Source organism: Rhodopseudomonas sp. P2A-2r (assembly GCF_026015985.1).
Lineage (GTDB): Bacteria > Pseudomonadota > Alphaproteobacteria > Rhizobiales > Xanthobacteraceae > Tardiphaga.
This window is the reverse complement of sequence record NZ_CP110389.1, coordinates 4,097,434-4,117,898: the sequence shown is the minus strand read 5'-3', so window position 1 is coordinate 4,117,898 and position 20,465 is coordinate 4,097,434. Positions and strand designations below refer to the sequence as shown.

Annotated in this window: 18 protein-coding genes and 4 pseudogenes; 21 read left to right on the top strand and 1 reads right to left on the bottom strand. The window is 64.2% G+C overall.

Going from position 1 to position 20,465, the window contains the following annotated elements; genetic code table 11:
- Window positions 1-94 precede the first annotated feature (94 nt).
- From ONR75_RS19915 to ONR75_RS19815, 21 genes and pseudogenes are all read left to right on the top strand, one after another.
- Window positions 95-460, top strand: coding sequence for an NADH-quinone oxidoreductase subunit A (locus tag ONR75_RS19915; protein WP_265078778.1), 366 nt, complete (start codon window positions 95-97; stop codon window positions 458-460).
- Window positions 461-480: 20 nt separating this feature from the next.
- Window positions 481-1,077 carry a NuoB/complex I 20 kDa subunit family protein gene (locus tag ONR75_RS19910; protein WP_265083740.1) on the top strand — a complete coding sequence of 199 codons (597 nt, stop codon included), beginning with the start codon at window positions 481-483 and terminating at the stop codon, window positions 1,075-1,077.
- A gap of 10 nt (window positions 1,078-1,087) precedes the next feature.
- On the top strand, window positions 1,088-1,705 hold the full coding sequence (locus ONR75_RS19905) for an NADH-quinone oxidoreductase subunit C (protein ID WP_265078777.1): 618 nt from the start codon (window positions 1,088-1,090) through the stop codon (window positions 1,703-1,705).
- A 2-nt stretch (window positions 1,706-1,707) separates the two neighbouring features.
- Window positions 1,708-2,898: an NADH-quinone oxidoreductase subunit D gene (locus tag ONR75_RS19900; protein WP_265078776.1), complete on the top strand. Its 1,191-nt coding sequence runs from the start codon at window positions 1,708-1,710 to the stop codon at window positions 2,896-2,898.
- Window positions 2,898-3,863 (top strand): FkbM family methyltransferase, encoded by a 966-nt coding sequence (locus ONR75_RS19895; protein WP_265083739.1) that lies wholly within the window; start codon window positions 2,898-2,900, stop codon window positions 3,861-3,863. Before ONR75_RS19900 ends, ONR75_RS19895 begins: the two co-directional genes overlap by 1 nt.
- Window positions 3,864-3,874: 11 nt before the next feature.
- Entirely contained in the window at window positions 3,875-4,669 is a 795-nt protein-coding gene (gene nuoE, locus ONR75_RS19890) for an NADH-quinone oxidoreductase subunit NuoE (protein WP_265078775.1), read from the top strand.
- A 26-nt stretch (window positions 4,670-4,695) separates the two neighbouring features.
- Window positions 4,696-4,881, top strand: a complete 186-nt coding sequence (locus ONR75_RS19885) for a hypothetical protein (RefSeq protein WP_265083738.1) — start codon at window positions 4,696-4,698, stop codon at window positions 4,879-4,881.
- A gap of 11 nt (window positions 4,882-4,892) precedes the next feature.
- Entirely contained in the window at window positions 4,893-6,218 is a 1,326-nt protein-coding gene (gene nuoF / locus ONR75_RS19880; RefSeq protein WP_265078774.1) for an NADH-quinone oxidoreductase subunit NuoF, read from the top strand.
- Window positions 6,219-6,237: 19 nt separating this feature from the next.
- Window positions 6,238-6,444 carry a hypothetical protein gene (locus tag ONR75_RS19875; RefSeq protein ID WP_265078773.1) on the top strand — a complete coding sequence of 69 codons (207 nt, stop codon included), beginning with the start codon at window positions 6,238-6,240 and terminating at the stop codon, window positions 6,442-6,444.
- Between the two features lie 13 nt (window positions 6,445-6,457).
- Window positions 6,458-8,535, top strand: a pseudogene (gene nuoG / locus ONR75_RS19870) (NADH-quinone oxidoreductase subunit NuoG).
- A 4-nt stretch (window positions 8,536-8,539) separates the two neighbouring features.
- Window positions 8,540-9,580 (top strand): annotated as a pseudogene (gene nuoH, locus ONR75_RS19865) (NADH-quinone oxidoreductase subunit NuoH); the annotation flags it as partial.
- A 21-nt stretch (window positions 9,581-9,601) separates the two neighbouring features.
- Window positions 9,602-10,090, top strand: a complete 489-nt coding sequence (gene nuoI, locus ONR75_RS19860) for an NADH-quinone oxidoreductase subunit NuoI (protein WP_092142263.1) — start codon at window positions 9,602-9,604, stop codon at window positions 10,088-10,090.
- Window positions 10,091-10,099: 9 nt separating this feature from the next.
- Window positions 10,100-10,738: an NADH-quinone oxidoreductase subunit J gene (locus ONR75_RS19855; RefSeq protein WP_265078772.1), complete on the top strand. Its 639-nt coding sequence runs from the start codon at window positions 10,100-10,102 to the stop codon at window positions 10,736-10,738.
- Window positions 10,735-11,043 carry an NADH-quinone oxidoreductase subunit NuoK gene (nuoK, locus tag ONR75_RS19850; protein WP_265078771.1) on the top strand — a complete coding sequence of 103 codons (309 nt, stop codon included), beginning with the start codon at window positions 10,735-10,737 and terminating at the stop codon, window positions 11,041-11,043. The genes ONR75_RS19855 and nuoK overlap by 4 nt, the downstream gene beginning before the upstream one ends.
- A gap of 66 nt (window positions 11,044-11,109) precedes the next feature.
- A pseudogene (gene nuoL, locus ONR75_RS19845) lies at window positions 11,110-13,187 on the top strand (NADH-quinone oxidoreductase subunit L).
- Window positions 13,188-13,204: 17 nt separating this feature from the next.
- The gene (locus ONR75_RS19840) at window positions 13,205-14,710 is read left to right on the top strand and encodes an NADH-quinone oxidoreductase subunit M (protein WP_413776371.1); all 1,506 of its coding nucleotides are present in this window, start codon (window positions 13,205-13,207) and stop codon (window positions 14,708-14,710) included.
- 25 nt (window positions 14,711-14,735) lie between these two features.
- Window positions 14,736-16,172 carry an NADH-quinone oxidoreductase subunit NuoN gene (nuoN, locus tag ONR75_RS19835; protein WP_265078769.1) on the top strand — a complete coding sequence of 479 codons (1,437 nt, stop codon included), beginning with the start codon at window positions 14,736-14,738 and terminating at the stop codon, window positions 16,170-16,172.
- Window positions 16,173-16,892 (top strand): annotated as a pseudogene (locus ONR75_RS19830) (biotin--[acetyl-CoA-carboxylase] ligase); the annotation flags it as partial.
- A 90-nt stretch (window positions 16,893-16,982) separates the two neighbouring features.
- On the top strand, window positions 16,983-18,653 hold the full coding sequence (locus ONR75_RS19825) for a ribonuclease J (protein WP_265083737.1): 1,671 nt from the start codon (window positions 16,983-16,985) through the stop codon (window positions 18,651-18,653).
- 18 nt (window positions 18,654-18,671) lie between these two features.
- Entirely contained in the window at window positions 18,672-19,076 is a 405-nt protein-coding gene (gene mce / locus ONR75_RS19820; protein ID WP_265078768.1) for a methylmalonyl-CoA epimerase, read from the top strand.
- Window positions 19,076-19,351 carry a DUF1467 family protein gene (locus tag ONR75_RS19815; protein WP_265078767.1) on the top strand — a complete coding sequence of 92 codons (276 nt, stop codon included), beginning with the start codon at window positions 19,076-19,078 and terminating at the stop codon, window positions 19,349-19,351. Before mce ends, ONR75_RS19815 begins: the two co-directional genes overlap by 1 nt.
- Window positions 19,352-19,355: 4 nt before the next feature.
- Here ONR75_RS19815 and ONR75_RS19810 read toward each other — a convergent pair whose 3' ends face one another.
- A complete protein-coding gene (locus tag ONR75_RS19810) occupies window positions 19,356-20,015 on the bottom strand; it encodes an N-acetylmuramoyl-L-alanine amidase (protein WP_265078766.1) in 660 nt (219 codons plus the stop codon).
- Window positions 20,016-20,465: the final 450 nt, after the last annotated feature.

Sequence of the window (20,465 nt, the reverse complement as noted above, 5' to 3'; positions counted from 1 at the left end):
CGCGTCTTGCGCCCCTTGTTGCGCTGCGCTAAGCCTCGAACAATTCCAATGTCTTCGAATCTGCGGGCGGGCGCCGCGGGGTAAGGGATCGCCGATGAACGGCATCTTGCAGAACTATCTTCCACTCGTGGTCTTTATCGGCATTGCGACGGTGATCGGCGCGGCGCTGCTGATCGCCCCCTTCCTGGTCGCTTATCAGAGCCCGGATCCGGAAAAGCTGTCCGCCTATGAATGCGGATTCAACGCTTTTGATGACGCCCGCATGAAGTTCGACGTGCGGTTCTATCTGGTGGCGATCCTGTTCATCATCTTCGATCTCGAAGTGGCGTTCCTGTTTCCCTGGGCGGTGGCCTTCGGGAAGCTCGGCGCCACCGGCTTCTGGTCGATGATTGTATTCCTCGGCGTGCTCACCGTCGGCTTCGCCTACGAATGGAAGAAAGGCGCGCTCGAATGGGATTGAGCCCCGTGTCCTCGTCCTCAATGCAGCCGACGCCGTCGGCCCGGCCGGTCGGCGCGCAGCCGCTGGTGGCGCGTGCGCCCTCCGGCATCATCGATCCCAACACCGGCAAGCCGGTGGGGGCGAACGATCCGTATTTCCTCGAGGTCAATGCCGAGCTGTCCGACAAGGGCTTCTTCATCGCCGCCGCCGACGACCTGATCACCTGGGCCCGCACCGGCTCGCTGATGTGGATGACCTTCGGTCTGGCCTGCTGCGCCGTCGAGATGATGCAGGTGTCGATGCCGCGCTACGACGTCGAGCGTTTCGGCTTCGCGCCGCGCGCCTCGCCGCGGCAGTCCGACGTGATGATCGTGGCCGGCACGCTGACCAACAAGATGGCCCCGGCGCTGCGCAAGGTCTACGACCAGATGCCGGAGCCGCGCTACGTCATCTCGATGGGCTCCTGCGCCAATGGCGGCGGCTACTACCACTATTCCTATTCGGTGGTGCGCGGTTGCGATCGCATCGTGCCCGTCGACATCTACGTGCCCGGCTGCCCGCCGACCGCCGAGGCGTTGCTCTACGGCGTTCTGCTGCTGCAGAAGAAGATCCGACGCACCGGAACCATCGAACGTTAAGGCTGAAGTTATGGACGACGGCACACTCAACACGCTGGGCCAGACGATCGTCAGCGCGCTGCCCGGCGCTGTCACCGGCGCCTCGGTCGCTTTCGGCGATCTGACCCTTGCGGTCGAGGCCGCCAGGATCGTCGATGTCGTGCGCTTCCTGCGTGACGAACCCGGCTGCCGCTTCGTCAACTTCATCGACGTCACCGCGGTGGACTATCCCGGCCGCGAGCAGCGCTTCGAGGTGGTCTACCACCTGATGTCGCCGACGCTGAACGCCCGCATCCGGCTCAAGGCCGCGGCCTCCGAGACCACCCAGGTGCCATCGATCATCACGGTGTTTCCCGGTGCCGACTGGTTCGAGCGCGAGACCTACGATCTCTATGGCGTGATCTTCACCGGCCATCCCGACATGCGCCGGCTGTTGACCGATTATGGTTTTGATGGCCACCCGCTGCGCAAGGACTTCCCGCTCTCCGGCTTCGTCGAAGTGCGCTACGACGATCAGGAAAAGCGCGTGGTTTATGAGCCGGTCCGGCTCAATCAGGAATTCCGCAAGTTCGATTTCCTCTCGCCATGGGAAGGTGCCGACTACACCATCCCGGGCGATGAGAAGGCCACCGACAAGGCTGGGAGCTAGCCATGGGTGAACCCGCCCTCCGTAATTTCACCATCAACTTCGGCCCGCAGCATCCGGCGGCGCACGGCGTGCTGCGCCTGGTGCTGGAGCTCGACGGCGAAGTGGTCGAGCGCGTCGATCCGCATATCGGCCTGCTGCATCGCGGCACCGAAAAGCTGATCGAGCAGAAGACCTATCTGCAGGCGATTCCCTATTTCGACCGCCTCGATTACGTCGCGCCGATGAACCAGGAGCACGCCTTCTGCCTCGCTGCGGAAAAGCTGCTGGGGATCACCGTGCCGCGCCGCGGCCAGTTGATCCGCGTGCTGTATTGCGAGATCGGCCGCATCCTGTCGCATCTGCTGAACGTCACCACCCAGGCCATGGACGTCGGCGCGCTGACCCCGCCGCTGTGGGGCTTCGAGCAGCGCGAGAAGCTGATGGTGTTTTACGAGCGCGCCTCCGGCTCGCGCATGCATGCGGCGTATTTCCGCATCGGCGGCGTGCATCAGGATCTGCCGCCCAAGCTGGTCGACGATATCGAGGCGTGGTGCAATCCGTTCCTCGAAGTGGTGCAGGATCTCGAGACGCTGCTCACCGGCAACCGCATCTTCAAGCAGCGCAACGTCGACATCGGCGTGGTCTCGCTCGCGCAGGCCTGGGAATGGGGCTTCTCCGGCGTGATGGTGCGCGGCTCGGGCGCAGCCTGGGATCTTCGCAAGGCCCAGCCCTACGAATGCTACGACGAGATGGAATTCGACATTCCGATCGGCAAGAACGGCGACTGCTACGATCGTTACTGCATCCGCATGGAAGAGATGCGCCAGTCGGTGCGCATCATGAAGCAGTGCATCGCCAAGCTGCGCGCGCCGGACGGGCAGGGCCCGGTGGTCGTCGACGATCACAAGGTGTCGCCGCCGCGCCGTGGCGAGATGAAGCGCTCGATGGAAGCGCTGATCCACCACTTCAAGCTCTACACCGAAGGTTTCCGGGTGCCGGAAGGCGAGGTCTATGCCGCCGTCGAAGCGCCGAAGGGCGAGTTCGGCGTCTATCTGGTCTCCGACGGCACCAACAAGCCCTACAAGTGCAAGATCCGCGCGCCGGGTTTCGCGCATCTGCAGGCGATGGACTTCATCTGCAAGGGCCATCTGCTGGCTGACGTCTCCGCCATCCTCGGCTCCCTCGACATCGTGTTTGGAGAGGTCGATCGGTGATCTCCTCCGCGCAGCCTCCCATCCAGTTTGACCGGGCGTCAGGCGCTCTCGTGGGTGCAAGCCCATGGGAACGCACGGCTGCGCTGGCGCTGGTGGCGGGCTCCAAGGTGTCATCGCTGTTCTACCATCGCGGCTACAACATGTGCGCCAACCTGCTGCGCAGGACGCTGCCGGCGCGCGACATCGTTGTGAAGCTCAATCCCGACGCCCAGTTCGCCTTTCCCTATGGCGACGGCTACTGGAGCAAGCTGCTCAACCGCACGTTCTCTTATGAAGACGAGCTGGAGCTGCTGTTCCGCGACTCCGTGGACGTCGATTACACATTGCTCGATTGCGGCGCCAACTACGGCTACTGGTCGGTGCTGGTGTCGAGCAAGCCGTTTGGCGCGCACCGGGCGCTCGCCATCGAGCCGTCGTCGCAGAATTTCGCGATTCTTGCCGGCAACGCCGTGCTTAATGACGGCCGGTTCGAGCCGCTGAAGTGCGCGGTCGGCGACCGCCGCGGCACCGCACGGCTGTCGGGCACCAAGCATGAGGCGCTGAGCATCGTCGGCGACGCTGCCGGCGGCGAGGACGTGCCCGTGCTGGCACTGGACAACCTGCTCGACGACGGCAAGGTATCGGCGACCGACAAGTTCGTGATCAAGCTCGACGTCGAAGGCGTCGAGATCGACGCGATCAAGGGTGCCACGCGTTTGCTGCAATGCGACTCGGTGATCATATGCGAAGAGCATGGCAACGATCCCCAGCACACGGTATCGCGCTTTATCCTGGATCAATCGCCGTTGCAGCTGATCGTGTACGATCCGCGCAGCAATCGCTACGAGACCATCACCGAGCTGTCGATCCTCGATCGCATCAAGGTGTCCAGCCATGTCGGCTACAACGTGTTCGGCACTTCGAGCCCGTTCTGGCAGGACCGTTTCCACCGCCTGAATGCGAGCGCTGCGCGCCGCGCTCAATGAGAGTCCAGACAATGTCCGTCCGCCGCCTGGCACCGAAAGAACTGCAACCCGCGAGTTTCGCCTTCACCGCGGAAAACCTCGCGTTCGCGCAGAAGCAGATCGAGCAATATCCGCCGGGCCGTCAGGCATCGGCGGTGATTGCGATCCTGTGGCGGGCGCAGGAGCAGAACGCCGGCTGGGTGTCGGAAGCGGCGATCCGCGTGGTCGCCGACATGCTGGCGATGCCCTATATCCGCGTGCTCGAAGTGGCGACGTTCTACACCCAGTTCCAGCTGCAGCCGGTGGGAAAGAAGGCCCACGTCCAGGTCTGCGGCACAACGCCCTGCATGCTGCGCGGCGCCGGCGAGCTGATCGACGTCTGCCAGCACCGCATCCACCACGATCCATTCCATCTCTCGGCTGACGGCGATTTCAGCTGGGAGGAGGTCGAATGCCTCGGCGCCTGCGTCAACGCCCCGATGGCGATGATCTGGAGTGACACCTACGAGGATCTCACCAGGGACAGTCTCAACAAGCTGCTCGACGGTTTCGCCGCCGGCACGCCGCCGAAGCCGGGCTCGCAGATCGGCCGCCAGTTCGCGGCGCCCGAGGGCGGCGCGCGCACGCTGAAGGACGGCGGCGCGTTCACGCGTCCGCCGCTCGATACGCCGCCGAATGACGGTCCGGCGCTGAGCGATGCCGACGCCAAGAAGCCGACCAAGGGCGCCAGCGAACGCGAGAGCCCGGCGCCGAAGCCGCCGGCGGCCGACGCCACCAAGACCAACCCGCCGACCGGTTCGGGACCCAAGAAGGCACCAGCGAAATGACGTCGTCTCGCCCGGTGGCCATCGCAATGCCGACAGGTGCAATGCCCATGAACAAGTGGCTCTACGTGCTGCTGCATACGGCTGCGGCTGTGGCCTTCATCTTTCTGCTGCAGCGCTATTTCATGAGCGCGACGCTTGAATCAAGCCTGCTGTGGGCCGTGGTGTTTGGCGGCTTTGCCGCCATGCTCGCCTACAAGCAAGCCAATCGCTGATCGAGGACGCCATGCTCGACGACAAGGATCGCATCTTCCGCAACCTCTACGGCCTCGAGGACTGGGGCCTCAAGGGCGCGCGCTCGCGCGGCGGATGGGATGGCACCAAGGCCATTCTCGACCGGGGCCGCGACTGGATCGTCACCGAGATGAAGGCGTCGGGCCTGCGCGGCCGCGGCGGCGCCGGCTTCCCGACCGGCATGAAATGGTCGTTCATGCCGAAGGACAATGCCGACGGCCGGCCGAGCTATCTGGTGGTCAACGCGGACGAGTCCGAGCCCGGCACCTGCAAGGATCGCGAGATCATGCGCCACGACCCGCATCTGCTGGTCGAGGGCTGCCTGATCGCCGGCTGCGCCATGGGCGCCCATGTCGGCTATATCTATGTGCGCGGCGAGTTCATCCGCGAGCGCGAGCATCTGCAGGCGGCGATCGACCAGGCCTATGAGGCCAAGCTGATCGGCAAGGACAACATCCACGGCTTCCCGTTCGATCTCTATGTCGCCCACGGCGCCGGCGCCTATATCTGCGGCGAGGAAACAGCGCTGCTGGAGAGCCTCGAGGGCAAGAAGGGCCAGCCGCGGCTGAAGCCGCCATTCCCGGCCAACGTCGGTCTCTATGGCTGCCCGACCACTGTCAACAACGTCGAGTCGATCGCGGTGGCGCCGGACATCCTGCGCCGCGGCGCATCGTGGTTCGCCGGCATCGGCCGCGCCAACAACGTGGGGACAAAACTTTACGGCATCTCCGGCCACGTCAACACGCCCTGCGTCGTTGAGGATGCCATGAGCATCCCGTTCCGCGAGCTGATCGACAAGCACGGCGGCGGCATCCGCGGCGGCTGGGACAATCTCCTGGCGATCATTCCCGGCGGCGCCTCGTGCCCGCTGATCCCTGCGGCCGACTGCGAAGAGCTGATCATGGACTTCGACGGCACCCGCGCCGTCAAATCCTCGTTCGGCACCGCCGGCGTCATCGTCATGGACAAGTCCACCGACGTGGTCGCGGCGATCGCCCGCATCAGCTACTTCTTCAAGCATGAGAGCTGCGGCCAGTGCACGCCGTGCCGCGAGGGCACCGGCTGGATGTGGCGGGTGCTCAACCGCATGGTCGAGGGCCGCGCCCACAAGCGCGAGATCGACATGCTGCTGGAAGTGACCAAACAGGTCGAAGGCCACACCATCTGCGCGCTCGGCGATGCCGCCGCGTGGCCGGTGCAGGGCCTGATCCGCGCCTTCCGCCCGGAGATCGAACGCCGTATCGACGATTTCAGCCGCAAGGCGAGCCTCGACGACCAGGGCATTCTCGATCCCGCGCATATGGTCGCGGCGGAGTAGGGGTAAGCAGGAGGCGGAGATGGCAGAAGAACCAGACAATCTCGTTCTTGTGTATCTGCGGCGGCTCGATGAGAAGATGGATCGAGTACTGGACGACATGCGCGATTTGAAAATTCGCGTAACGGGATTGGAAGAGGGGCTTGCGGGCGTTAATCGCCGGCTGGACCGAATGGAAATACGTATCGATCGCATCGAGCGGCGTCTTGAAATAGCTGACGCCCACTGAGTTAGAGACAGGCATGACCAAACTCATCATCGACGGCAAAGAGATCGATGTCCCCGCCGAGTTCACGCTGTTGCAGGCGTGCGAGGCGGCGGGCGCCGAGATCCCGCGCTTCTGCTATCACGAGCGGCTGTCGATCGCCGGCAACTGCCGGATGTGTCTGGTCGAGGTGAAGGGCGGCCCGAAGCCGGTGGCCTCCTGTGCCTGGGGCGTGCGCGACTGCCGGCCCGGTCCCAAGGGCGAGCCGCCGGAGATTTCGACCAAGTCGCCGATGGTCAAGAAGGCCCGCGAGGGCGTGATGGAATTCCTGCTGATCAACCATCCGCTGGACTGCCCGATCTGCGACCAGGGCGGCGAGTGCGACCTGCAGGACCAAGCCATGGGCTACGGCGTCGATACCAGCCGCTTTGCCGAGAACAAGCGCGCCGTCGAGGACAAGTATCTCGGCGTGCTGGTCAAGACCTCGATGAACCGCTGCATCCAGTGCACGCGCTGCGTCCGCTTCGCCGCCGAAGTCTGCGGCGTGCCGGAGATGGGAGCGCTCGGTCGCGGCGAGGACATGGAGATCTCCACCTATCTGGAGACCGCGCTGACAAGCGAATTGCAGGGCAACCTGGTCGACATCTGCCCAGTGGGCGCGCTGACCTCCAAGCCCTATGCCTTTGCCGCACGCCCGTGGGAGCTCGGCAAGACCCAGTCCATCGACGTGATGGATGCGGTCGGCTCGGCGATCCGCGTCGATACCCGCGGCCGCGAGGTGATGCGCATCCTGCCGCGCGTCAACGAGGCGATCAACGAGGAATGGATTTCCGACAAGACCCGCCACATCGTCGACGGCCTGCGCTCGCAGCGCCTCGACCGCCCGTTCGTGCGCGAGAACGGCAAGCTGCGCGCTGCCACCTGGCCTGAAGCCTTCGCCGCCATCGCCGCCAAGGTGAAGGGCGCTGCGCCGAAGAAGATCGGCGCCATCGCCGGCGATCTCGCCGCGGTGGAAGAGATGTTCGCGCTGAAGGAATTGCTGACCAAGATGGGCTCGGCGAATGTCGCCACCCAGGACGGCGCCGCCTTCGATCCCAAGGCCGGCCGCGCCTCCTACATCTTCAACCCGACCATCGCCGGCATCGAACAGGCCGACGCGCTCTTGATCGTCGGATCCAATCCGCGCAAGGAAGCCGCCGTTCTCAACGCGCGCATCCGCAAGCGCTGGCGCAGCGGCCAGATGAAGGTCGGCGTGATCGGCGACAAGGCCGATCTCACCTATGGCTACGACTATCTCGGCGCCGGCACCGATCTCGCTGGGCGAACTCGCCGCCGGCAAGAACGCGTTTGCCGATGTGCTGAAGGGCGCCAAGACCCCGATCGTGCTGGTTGGCGCGGGCGCGGTGTCGCGTTCCGACGGCGCCGCCGTGCTGGCGCTCGCCGCCAAGCTCGCGGTGGATGTCGGCGCGATCACCGACGGCTGGAACGGGTTTGCCGTGCTGCAGGCGACGGCATCGAAGGTCGGCGCGCTCGATATCGGCTTTGCGCCGGGCGACGGCAGCCTGCCCCTGGCTGACATGACCAAAGCGGGCGGGCTCGATGTGCTGTTCTCGCTCGGCGCCGACGACGTCAACGTCGCCGACGGCACCTTCGTGGTCTATATCGGCACCCATGGCGACCGCGGCGCGCATCGCGCCGACGTGATCCTGCCGGGCGCCGCCTATACCGAGAAGTCCGGCATCTACGTCAATACCGAGGGCCGCGCCCAGATTGCCAACCGTGCCGCGTTCCCGCCGGGCGATGCCCGCGAGGACTGGGCGGTGCTGCGCGCGCTGTCCGACGTGCTCGGCCACAAACTGCCCTGGGATCTCGCTGACGGCGCTGCGCCAGGCGATCTTCAAGGCGGTGCCGCATCTGATGCGGCTCGACCAGATCGAGGCCGGCGACGACGCTGCGATCAAGGCTCTTGCCAGCAAGGGCGGCAGCGTCGACAAGGCGGCCTTCAAGTCGCCGGTTGCGGATTTTTACCTGACCAACCCGATCGCGCGTGCGTCGGCCGTGATGGCGGAGTGCTCCCGCCTGGCGTCTGGCCAGTTGCTGACGGCGGCGGAGTAGGACGATGGCTGAATTCTGGACAAGCACCCTGTGGCCGCTGATCATCATGATCGCACAGAGCCTGCTGGTGCTCGTGGTGCTGCTGATCGCGATCGCCTACATCCTGCTCGCCGACCGCAAGATCTGGGCGGCGGTGCAGATCCGTCGCGGACCCAACGTGGTCGGCCCGTTCGGCCTGCTGCAATCCTTCGCCGATCTCCTCAAGTTCGTGCTGAAGGAGCCGGTGATTCCCTCCAGCGCCAACAAGGGCGTGTTCCTGCTGGCGCCGCTGGTCTCCTGCGTGCTGGCTTTGGCCGCCTGGGCGGTGATCCCCGTCAACCTCGGCTGGGTGGTCTCCGACATTAATGTCGGCGTGCTCTACATCTTCGCGATCTCATCGCTGTCGGTGTACGGCATCATCATGGCCGGCTGGTCGTCGAACTCGAAATACCCGTTCCTGGCCGCGCTGCGTTCGGCGGCGCAGATGGTGTCCTACGAGGTCTCGATCGGCTTTGTCATCATCACCGTGCTGCTGTGCGCCGGTTCGCTGAACCTGTCGGCGGTGGTCGAGGCGCAGCACACCAAGGGGCTCGCCAGCCTGATCGGTCTGCCCTGGCTGACCATCCTGAACTGGTACTGGCTGCCGCTGTTCCCGATGTTCGTGATTTTCTACGTCTCGGCGCTGGCCGAGACCAACCGTCCTCCGTTCGATCTGGTGGAAGCCGAATCGGAACTGGTGGCCGGCTTCATGACCGAATACGGCTCCACGCCGTACCTGCTGTTCATGCTCGGCGAATACGTCGCCATCACCACCATGTGCGCGATGGGGGCGATCCTGTTCATGGGCGGCTGGCTGCCGCCGATCGACGTCGCGCCGTTCACCTGGGTGCCCGGAATCATCTGGTTCACGCTCAAGGTATTTTTCATGTTCTTCATGTTTGCGATGGCGAAGGCGATCGTGCCGCGCTACCGCTACGACCAGCTGATGCGTCTGGGCTGGAAGGTGTTTCTGCCGCTGTCGCTGGCGATGGTCGTGATCGTCGCCGCCGTGCTGCAATTCGGGGGCTCGCTCCGAAATGAGGTCGCTATGAATATCAGGGCAACTGCTCACTCGCTGCTGCTGGCGGAGTTCGCTTCGGCGTTCGTCCTCGCCATGCGCTATTTCTTCAAGCCGAAGCCGACGCTGAACTACCCCTTCGAGAAGGGGCCGATCTCGCCGCGCTTCCGCGGCGAGCATGCGCTGCGCCGCTATCCGAACGGCGAGGAACGCTGCATCGCCTGCAAGCTGTGCGAGGCGGTGTGTCCGGCGCAGGCCATCACCATCGAGGCCGGCCCGCGCCGCAACGACGGCACGCGGCGCACGGTGCGCTACGACATCGACATGGTGAAATGCATCTATTGCGGGCTGTGCCAGGAGGCATGCCCGGTGGATGCGATCGTCGAGGGGCCGAATTTCGAATTCGCCACCGAGACGCGTGAGGAACTGTATTATGACAAGGCGAAACTTCTCGCCAATGGCGACCGTTGGGAGCGAGAGATTGCAAAATCCATCGAACTCGACGCGCCGTACCGGTGAGGTGAGGTCATGATCCTTCCCGCATTGTTCTTCTATCTGTTCGCCGGCATCTGCGTCGCCTCGGCGGTGATGGTGATCGCGTCGCGCAATCCCGTGCACTCGGTGCTGTTCCTGATCCTGGCCTTCGTCAACGCATCCGGCCTGTTCGTGCTCATGGGCGCCGAATTCCTCGCCATGATCCTGGTCGTGGTCTATGTCGGCGCGGTCGCCGTGCTGTTCCTGTTCGTGATCATGATGCTCGACGTCGATTTCGTCGAACTGCGCCAGGGCTTCCTCGAATACCTGCCGGTCGGCCTGCTGATCGGCTTCATCTTCCTCGCCGAGCTGCTGCTGGTGGCCGGCGGCTGGGTCATCAACCCGACGGTCGGCAAGTCGATCACCGCGGCGATCCCCGGCAATGTCAGCAACACCGAGGCGCTCGGCCTGGTGCTCTATACGAAGTACATCCATTACTTCCAGCTGTCCGGCATGGTGCTGCTGGTGGCGATGATCGGCGCCATCGTGCTGACCTTGCGCCACAAGGTGAAGGTCAAGCGCCAGGACATCAACGTGCAGAACGCCCGCACGCCGGCGCTGGCCATGGATGTGCGCAAGGTCGCCTCGGGGCAGGGGCTCAAGGACGCGGACGCGGCGGAGTGGGTGCAATGACCATCGGTCTCGGACATTACCTGTCGGTCGGCGCGATCCTGTTCACGCTCGGCATCCTCGGCATCTTCCTCAACCGCAAGAACATCATCGTCATCCTGATGTCGATCGAGCTGATCCTGCTCGCGGTCAACATCAACTTCGTGGCGTTCTCGACCCATCTCGGCGACATCGTCGGCCAGGTGTTCGCGTTGCTGGTGCTGACGGTGGCAGCGGCGGAGGCGGCCATCGGGCTTGCCATCCTCGTGGTGTATTTCCGCAACCGCGGCTCGATCGCGGTTGAAGACGTCAATCTGATGAAGGGCTGAGGGCATGATCCGGAAAAGTGGATCCCGGTTTTCCGATCAGATCATGCCACTTAACAAGGCACTACTATGATCCAGGCTCTCGTTTTCCTGCCGCTGATCGGTGCGCTTATTGCGGGCCTGATCGCCATTTCGGGCGCGCATGCGCGCAACCCGAGCGGCGACGAAATGGACCACCACGACGACCACGGTCATGGTCATGGCGACGCCCATGCGGCACACGCCCATGACGATCACGGGGCCGATGCCCATGGCCACGACGACCATCACGCCGTCGAGCCGGCGGCTGCGGGCTCACGCGCTGCCGAGCTGGTCACCACCGCGCTGCTGCTGATCTCGGCCGGCCTGTCCTGGATGACCTTTGTCGATGTCGGCTTCCTGCATCACGATGCCCGCATCGTGCTGATGCCGTGGATCAATTCCGGCGACCTGCAGATTGCCTGGACGCTGCGCGTCGATACGCTGACGGCCGTGATGCTCGTCGTCGTCACCACGGTGTCGTCGCTCGTGCACCTGTATTCCATCGGCTACATGGAAGACGATCCGAACCGGCCGCGCTTTATGGCCTATCTGTCGCTGTTCACATTCGCCATGCTGATGCTGGTGACCGCCGACAACCTGGTGCAGCTGTTCTTCGGCTGGGAAGGCGTCGGTCTCGCCAGCTACCTGCTGATCGGCTTCTGGTACCAGAAACCCACGGCCAACGCCGCCGCCATCAAGGCCTTCGTGGTCAACCGGGTCGGCGACTTCGGCTTCTCGCTCGGCATCTTCGCCATCTTCATGCTGGTCGGCTCGACCGATTTTGACACCATCTTCGCCGCGGCCCCCGGGCTGACCGGCAAGACCATCGACTTCTTCGGCTGGCATGCCGACGCCCTGACCCTGACCTGCCTGCTGCTGTTCATGGGCGCCATGGGCAAGTCGGCCCAGTTCCTGCTGCACACCTGGCTGCCGGACGCCATGGAAGGCCCGACCCCGGTGTCGGCGCTGATCCACGCCGCGACCATGGTCACCGCCGGCGTGTTCATGGTGGCACGCCTGTCGCCGCTGTTCGAACTGGCGCCCAATGCCCAGGCCGTCGTCATGCTGGTCGGCGCCACCACCGCGTTCTTCGCCGCCACCGTCGGCCTGGTGCAGAACGACATCAAGCGCATCGTCGCCTATTCGACCTGTTCGCAGCTCGGCTACATGTTCGTGGCGCTGGGGGCAGGGGCCTATTCGGTCGCCATGTTCCATCTGTTCACGCACGCCTTCTTCAAGGCGCTGCTGTTCCTGGGCTCGGGCTCGGTGATCTACGCGATGCATCACGAGCAGGACATCCGCAACATGGGCGGGCTGAAGGACAAGATCCCCTTCACCTATGCCATGATGGTGGTGGGCACGCTGGCGCTGACCGGCTTCCCGCTGACCGCCGGCTATTTCTCCAAGGACGCCATCATCGAGGCCGCCTTCGTCTCGCACAATCCGTTCGCCTTCTACGGCTTCCTGATGACGGTGGTCGCCGCCGGCCTGACGTCGTTCTATTCATGGCGGCTGATCTTCAAGACCTTCCACGGCGAGCCGCACGACAAGAAGCACTACGATCTCGCCCACGAGGCGCCCTATGTGATGCTGGTGCCGCTCGGCGTGCTGGCGGCCGGTTCGATCCTCGCGGGTTTCCCGTTCAAGGAACTGTTCGCCGGCCACGGCATCGAGGAGTTCTTCAGGAGTCGCTGAAGATGCATCCGCATATCATCGAAGAGATGCACCACATCCCGGCGGGGATCGCCTATCTGCCGACGGTGATGATGGCGGGCGGCTTCCTGGTGTCCTGGATGTTCTACATCCGCAGGCCCTATCTGCCGGTCGAACTCGCCAAGCAGCACGGGATGCTCTACCAGTTCCTGCTCAACAAGTGGTACTTCGACGAACTCTATGACGTCATCTTCGTCCGTCCTGCCAAGTGGCTCGGCCGCTTCCTGTGGAAGAAGGGTGACGGCATGATCATCGACGGGCTCGGTCCCGACGGCGTCTCATCGCGCGTCATCGACATCACCCGCGGTGTCGTCAAGCTGCAGACCGGCTACCTCTATCACTACGCCTTCGCGATGCTGATCGGCGTCGCCGGGCTGATCACCTGGTTCATATTCGGCTTGGGAGGCCATTGATGTCGTCGGCTTCCGTCATGACCTGGCCCATCCTGTCCGTCGTCACCTTCCTGCCGACCGTCGGCGCGATCCTGATCTATCTCAGCCGCGGCGACGACGAGGCGGCGCAGGGCAATGCGCGCTGGATCTCGCTGTGGACCACGCTGATCACCTTCGCGGTGTCGCTGATCCTGGTGCTGCGCTTCGATGCCGCTAACGGCGACTTCCAGTTCGTCGAGAAGGCGCCGTGGCTCGCCAACACGATCACCTACCACATGGGCGTGGACGGCATCTCGCTGCCGTTCGTGATCCTGACCACTGCGCTGATGCCGTTCTGCATCCTGGCGTCGTGGAAATCGATCACCAAGCGCGTGCGCGAATACATGATGGCGTTCCTGATCCTGGAAACGCTGATGATCGGCACCTTCTCGTCGCTGGATCTGGTGCTGTTCTATCTGTTCTTCGAAGGCGGCCTGATCCCGATGTTCCTGATCATCGGCGTGTGGGGCGGCCCGCGCCGGGTCTACGCATCGTTCAAGTTCTTCCTCTACACGTTCCTGGGCTCCGTCCTGATGCTGCTGGCGATCATGGCGCTGTACTGGAATGCGGGGACCACCGACATCCCGACGCTGATGCACACGGCGGTGCCGCGTAGCCTGCAGACCTGGGCCTGGCTGGCGTTCTTCGCCTCGTTCGCGGTCAAGATGCCGATGTGGCCGGTGCACACCTGGCTGCCGGACGCCCACGTCGAGGCGCCCACCGCGGGCTCGGTGGTGCTGGCGGCGATCATGCTGAAGATGGGCGGCTACGGCTTCCTGCGCTTCTCGCTGCCGATGTTCCCGGAAGCCTCCGTCTACTTCACGCCGCTGATCTTCACGCTGTCGGCCGTCGCCATCGTCTACACCTCGCTGGTGGCGCTGATGCAGGAAGACATCAAGAAGCTGATTGCCTATTCGTCGGTCGCCCATATGGGCTTCGTGACCATGGGCATCTTCGCCGGCACCACCCAGGGCGTCGCCGGTGCGGTGTTCCAGATGGTCTCGCACGGCATCGTGTCTGGCGCGCTGTTCCTCTCGGTCGGCATCGTCTACGATCGGCTGCACACCCGCGAGATCGCCGCCTATGGCGGCCTGGTCAACCGGATGCCGCTCTACTCGCTGATCTTCATGGTGTTCACCATGGCCAATGTCGGTCTGCCCGGCACTTCCGGCTTTGTCGGTGAGTTCCTGACCCTGATCGGCACCTTCAAGACCAGCGTCCCCACCGCCACCGTGGCCACGCTCGGCGTCATCCTGTCGGCGGCCTACGCTCTGTGGCTGTACCGCAAGGTGGTGTTCGGCGCGCTGACCAAGCCGGCGCTGCAGGGGATCAAGGACATCACCTTCCGCGAAGGCCTGATCATGGTCCCGCTGGTCATTCTCACCATTCTGTTCGGGGTCTATCCGAAGCCGGTTCTCGACATGTCGGCGGCCTCGGTGCAACTCCTCGTCAACAACTACGCCGCTGCAACCACTGCCGTGAAGGCAGCCGCGCTGCTGCCATGAACGCAGCAGGTCAGGACAACGCGCAATGACTTTTGAGACCGCCGGATATTCGTTGCTGCCCGTATTGCCCGAGCTTGTGCTGGCGGTCGGCAGCATGGTGCTGCTGATGATCGGCGCCTACCGCGGCCCGGCCATGACCGGCCTCATCACCGGACTGGCCGTGTGCCTGCTGGCCATCGTCGGCGCGCTGGAGCTGTTGCTGCCGGCCGGCAAGCTGGTGACCTTCGGCGGCAGCTTCATCGTCGACGATTTCGCGCGCTTCCTGAAGATCCTGTCGCTGGTCGGATCGGCGGTGACGCTGATCCTGTCGCGCGAATTCCTCGCGGACCCGTCGCGCCGGATCTTCGAATATTCGATCCTGGTGCTGCTCTCGACCGTCGGCATGATGGTGCTGATCTCGGCCGGCGACCTGATCATGCTGTATCTCGGCCTCGAACTGATGAGCCTCGCGCTCTATGTCGTCGCCGCCTCGAACCGCGACAATGCCAAGTCCACCGAAGCCGGCCTGAAGTATTTCGTGCTCGGCGCGCTGTCGTCGGGCATGCTGCTCTACGGCGCCTCGCTAATCTACGGTTTCACGGGCACCGTGACCTTCACCGGCATCGCCGCTGCGGCGACCACCGGCAGCACCGGCCTGGTGTTCGGCCTCGTGTTCCTGCTCGCCGGCCTGTGCTTCAAGGTCTCGGCGGTGCCGTTCCACATGTGGACGCCGGACGTCTATGAGGGCGCGCCGACCCCGGTCACCGCGTTCTTCGCCTCGGCGCCGAAGGTGGCCGCGCTGGCGGTATTCACCCGCGTGGCGCTGACCGCATTCCCGGGCATCATGACCCAGTGGCAGCAGATCGTGGTGTTCGTCTCGATCGCCTCCATGGTGCTCGGCTCGTTCGCCGCCATCGGCCAGACCAACATCAAGCGCCTGATGGCCTATTCGTCGATCGGCCACATGGGCTTTGCGCTTGTCGGCCTTGCCGCCGGAACGGTCGAGGGTGCGCAGGGCGTGCTGGTCTATATCGCCATCTACGTGGCGATGACGCTCGGCACCTTCGCCATCATCCTGGCCATCAAGCGCGACGGCAAGCCGATCGAGACCATCAAGGACTTCGCCGGCCTGTCGCGCACCAATCCGGCGCTCGCGTTCCTGTTCGCCATGTTCCTGTTTTCGCTGGCCGGCGTGCCGCCGCTGGCCGGGTTCTTCGGCAAGTTCTATGTCTTCGTCGCCGCCATCGAGGCCGGCCTGTTCACGCTGGCCGTGGTCGGCGTGCTGGCCAGCGTGGTCGGGTGCTATTACTACCTGATGATCGTCAAGATCATGTATTTCGACGAGCCGGGCACCAAGCTCGACCCCATGCGGTTCGAACTGCGCACCGTGCTGGCGGTCGCCGGCATCTTTAACGTGCTCTTCTTTGTCTATCCCGCCCCACTGGTCAGCGCCGCCAGCTTCGCAGCGAAGTCGCTGTTCTAGATGGCGTTCGTGCTAGGGCCGCGGGCCGCCGCGGCGGGCTACAAGGTTGCCGTCTTCGATGAGGTCGGCTCCACCAATACGGAAGCGATGGAGCGCGCGCGCCAGGGCGAACGCACTCCGACCTGGTTTGTCGCCCGCACGCAGACGTCGGGGCGGGGGCGCCGCCAGCGCGCCTGGAGCGCGCCGCCGGGGAACCTGTACAATTCGGTCCTCGAACTGCTCGACGTGGTCCCGCCGGTCGCCGCCACCCTGGGCTTCGCGGCCAGTCTCGCGATAGGCGCTGCGCTCGACCATGTCAGCCTCGAGACGCGGCTGCGCGGCGGCGCCGAAGGCCTCGCATTCAAGCTGAAATGGCCGAACGACGTCCTGGCGGGAGGAGCCAAGATTGTCGGTATCCTGCTAGAGGCGGAAGCCGTTGCGGATGGCCGGCTCGCCGTTGTGGTGGGCATCGGCACCAATGTTGTTGCTTATCCCGAGGGAACGCCGTATCCCGCGACTTCGCTTGCAGCTCTGGGTGTCCATATCGGGGCGGAGGAGTTGTTCGGCGCGCTGTCGGATTCCTGGGCTGAATTCCGCGGGATCTGGGACAACGGCCGCGGCTTCGGCGAGATCTGCAGGAAGTGGCTGGAGCGTGCGGCGGGGCTCGGTGAGCCCGTGTCGATCCAGTCCGGCGGCTCCACGGTCACCGGCACGTTCGACACGATTGATGAAGCAGGCTGCCTGATTGTCAGGACGGCCGAAGGCAAGCGCCTGCCGATCGCGGCGGGCGATGTCTTTTTGGACCGACAGCGTCGGTTGGAGCGGCGTGAGATGACGCGACCCGACGAATTGACTTTTGCATCGCTTGGCGGTGTTGGCGAGATCGGCATGAACCTGTCGATCTACGGGCTCGGCAAGGGCAACCAGCGCAGCTGGCTGGCGGTCGATCTCGGCGTCTACTTTGGCGACGAGGAGCACCTGCCAGGCATCGACCTGGTGATGCCCGACATCAAGTTCCTGGAAAAGGAAAAGAAGAACCTCGTCGGCCTGGTGCTGACCCACGCCCATGAAGATCATTTCGGCGCCATCATCGACCTGTGGCCGAAGCTGAAATGCCCGATCTACGCGACCCAGTTCAGTGCCTCTCTGTTCGCGGCCAAATGCGCCAGCGAGCGCAACCCGCCGAAGATCCCGGTCACCGTGGTGCCGTCGGGCGGCACCATCCAGCTCGGTCCGTTCAGCGTCGAATTCATCCCCGTCGCGCATTCGATTCCGGAATCCCACGCGCTCGCCATCCACACCTCGGTCGGCACCGTGCTGCACACCGGCGACTGGAAGATCGATCCGACCCCGATCATCGGCAAGCCCACCGACGAACGCCGCCTGCGCGAGCTCGGCGACCAGGGCGTGCTGGCGCTGATCGGCGATTCCACCAATGCCGTCAGGGAAGGGCGCTCGCCCTCCGAGATGGAAGTCGCCAAGACCATCACCGAGCTGATGAAGGCCGCCAAGGGCCGCGTCGCCGTCACCACCTTCGCCTCCAACGTCGCCCGGCTGCGCGCCGTGGCCGATGCCGCCGAGGCGTCCGGCCGCGAGGTCGTCGTGGTCGGCCGTGCCATGGAACGTGTGGTCCAGGTGGCGCGCGAGACCGGCTATCTCGAGGGCGTCCGCGCCTTCCGCAGCGCCGACTACTACGGCCATTTCCCCGCCGACAAGGTTGTCGCGCTGTGCACCGGCAGCCAAGGCGAACCGCGCGCCGCATTGTCGCGCATCGCCAACTCGGATCATCCGCAGGTCACCCTCAACAAGGGCGACACGGTGATCTTCTCGTCGCGCACCATTCCGGGCAACGAGAAGTCGGTCGGCACCATCATCAACGGCCTGGTCACCCAGGGCGTCGAGGTCATCACCGACCGCACCCATCTGGTGCACGTCTCCGGCCATCCGCGCCGCGACGAGCTGCGCGACATGATCTCGTGGGTCCGTCCGCAGCTCTTGATCCCGGTCCACGGCGAAGCGCTGCATCTGCATGAGCACGCCAAGCTGGCGCGTGCCTGCGGCGTGCCGAAGACCATGATCGTCAAGGCCGGCGACCTGGTGCGGCTCGGACCCGGCGACTCCGCGGTGATCGACCAGTTGCCGTCGGGCCGGCTCTACAAGGACGGCGCCATCCTCGAGGATTCCAAGTCGCGCGCGGTGACCGAGCGCAAGCGGCTGTCGTTCGCCGGCTGCGCCTTCATCGCTATTGCCGTGAGCGAGAAGGGCGACCTCGTCAACGATCCCGAACTGGATCTGGTCGGCATCCCCGAGAAGAACGTCAAGGGCGAGCTGATCGACGACATCGTGTTCGACGTCGTGGTGAACACCGTCGAGAACCTGCCCAAGGCGCGCAAGCGCGACCCCGATGCCATGGCGGAATCGATCCGCCGCGCGGTGCGCTCCTGCGTGTCCGAGCACTGGGGCAAGAAGACGCTGTGCTACGTTCACATCCTGACGGTCTAGAGTAACGGCGGAGGGACGATGCTGGGTCGACTCAATCACGTGGCCATCGCGGTCGCCGACGCCGAGAAGGCCGCGAAAATCTATGGCACCGCCTTCGGCGCCGAGATTTCCGCAGCGGTGCCGCTGCCCGAGCACGGCGTCATCACGGTGTTCGCCACCTTGCCGAATACCAAGATCGAGTTCATCCAGCCGCTTGGCGACGCCTCGCCGATCGCGAAGTTCATCGAGCGCAATCCCGACGGCGGCATCCACCACATCTGCTACGAGGTGCCTGATATCCTCAAGGCGCGCGACACGCTGGTCGCCGAGGGCGCGCGCGTGCTCGGCAATGGCGAGCCCAAGATCGGTGCCCACGGCAAGCCAGTGCTGTTCCTGCATCCGAAGGATTTCTCCGGCGCGCTGGTCGAGATCGAGCAATCCTGATGGCCTATGCGATCTCAACCGGTCTTGCGATCTACTTCGTCATCTGGTGGATCGTGCTGTTCCTGACGCTGCCGTTCGGCGTGCGCAGCCAGCACGAGGACGGCGAGGGCACCGACGGCACCGATCCCGGCGCGCCGGTGATCACCCGGATGGGCAGGAAGCTGCTGTGGACCACGGTCATCTCGGCGGTGTTGTTCGGCGCCGGCATGTATTGCTATCGCATGGACTATTTCAACATCGAGCGGCTGTCGAAGCTGATGGGCATCCCGCTGTAGGGGATCACTGGTCGCTTTTGACGCGCGTCGCGGTCTGGATGTCCTGGGTGCGCGCCAGCCGGGCCAGCTCGCAGCCCTCGCAATAGCGCAGATCCTTGAAGTCGATCCAGTTGTGGGCGAACACCCGCTCAGAAGGGATGTCGTAGCGGGTCTGCAGCACGCGGACCAGCATGCGCCATGCCGCGGTCTGCGCCTCGGTGACCGGTCGACGCACGTTTGGATAGTTGCCGACGAATTCGACGCCGATCGAACTGTCGTTGTCGATCTGCTGGAAGGTCGATGAGTTGTCGATGAACTTGTTGTCGTTGCGATTGCCGTCGCGCAGGTGGTTCGGCACGGCGAATTCCGCCACCGCCCAGTACACGGTGCCGTCGGTCTCGACCCAGATGGTGGTGCCGCGGCGATTGGGGCGCTGCATCTGCGCAACCGCGCTGCGGAAGGCCGAGCCGGCCGCGCCTTCGCTCTGATGCACCACGATGTTGCGCCACTCGCGGGCATTGGCAAGATCGCCCCACGGCGTCAGCCAGACCATATTCAATCCGGGAATATCGGGGGTGCCGCGCGACCGTACCGCGGTCTCGAAACTGGATGGCGATGTCTGTGCCGAAAGCGGCGGACAGACCGCCATGAACCAAGCCAGCACCAAGACAATGCGAAAGGTCATGCCCCATCCCGAAGCGCGGCATCGCGTCTTCGCAGCGTAACGCAGCCTCTATTCGAGTCAAATCCGATCGCGGCGCGGGGGGCCGGCTTGTCAACTCGCAGGCGCGCTGATGAAAAGCAGGGCGCGGAGCTTCTCAAAAAATCTCGAAAAAAAGAGCAGGGCCACAGCCCTGCTCGGAAAATTGTGTCGACCCTATTCCCCCAGAATTTTTGGATTTATCCTTGATTTATGGGGCGACGCTGCTTGTGCGCGTCAGGGCTCCTCCCGAGACTTGGACCACCAGACTTTGTCCTTGCAGACCGCCTGAGCTTCGAGTCGTAGCCGATCTTTTTTTGTTTGTCATCTATTTCGGCAGCGTTTGTTCAAAATTGAGGCAATGCTAGGATGGCCCTGCCGCATGCCATTAACGGTTGCATTTCGTGCGCAGACCCGGAGGGATTGGATGCTCAT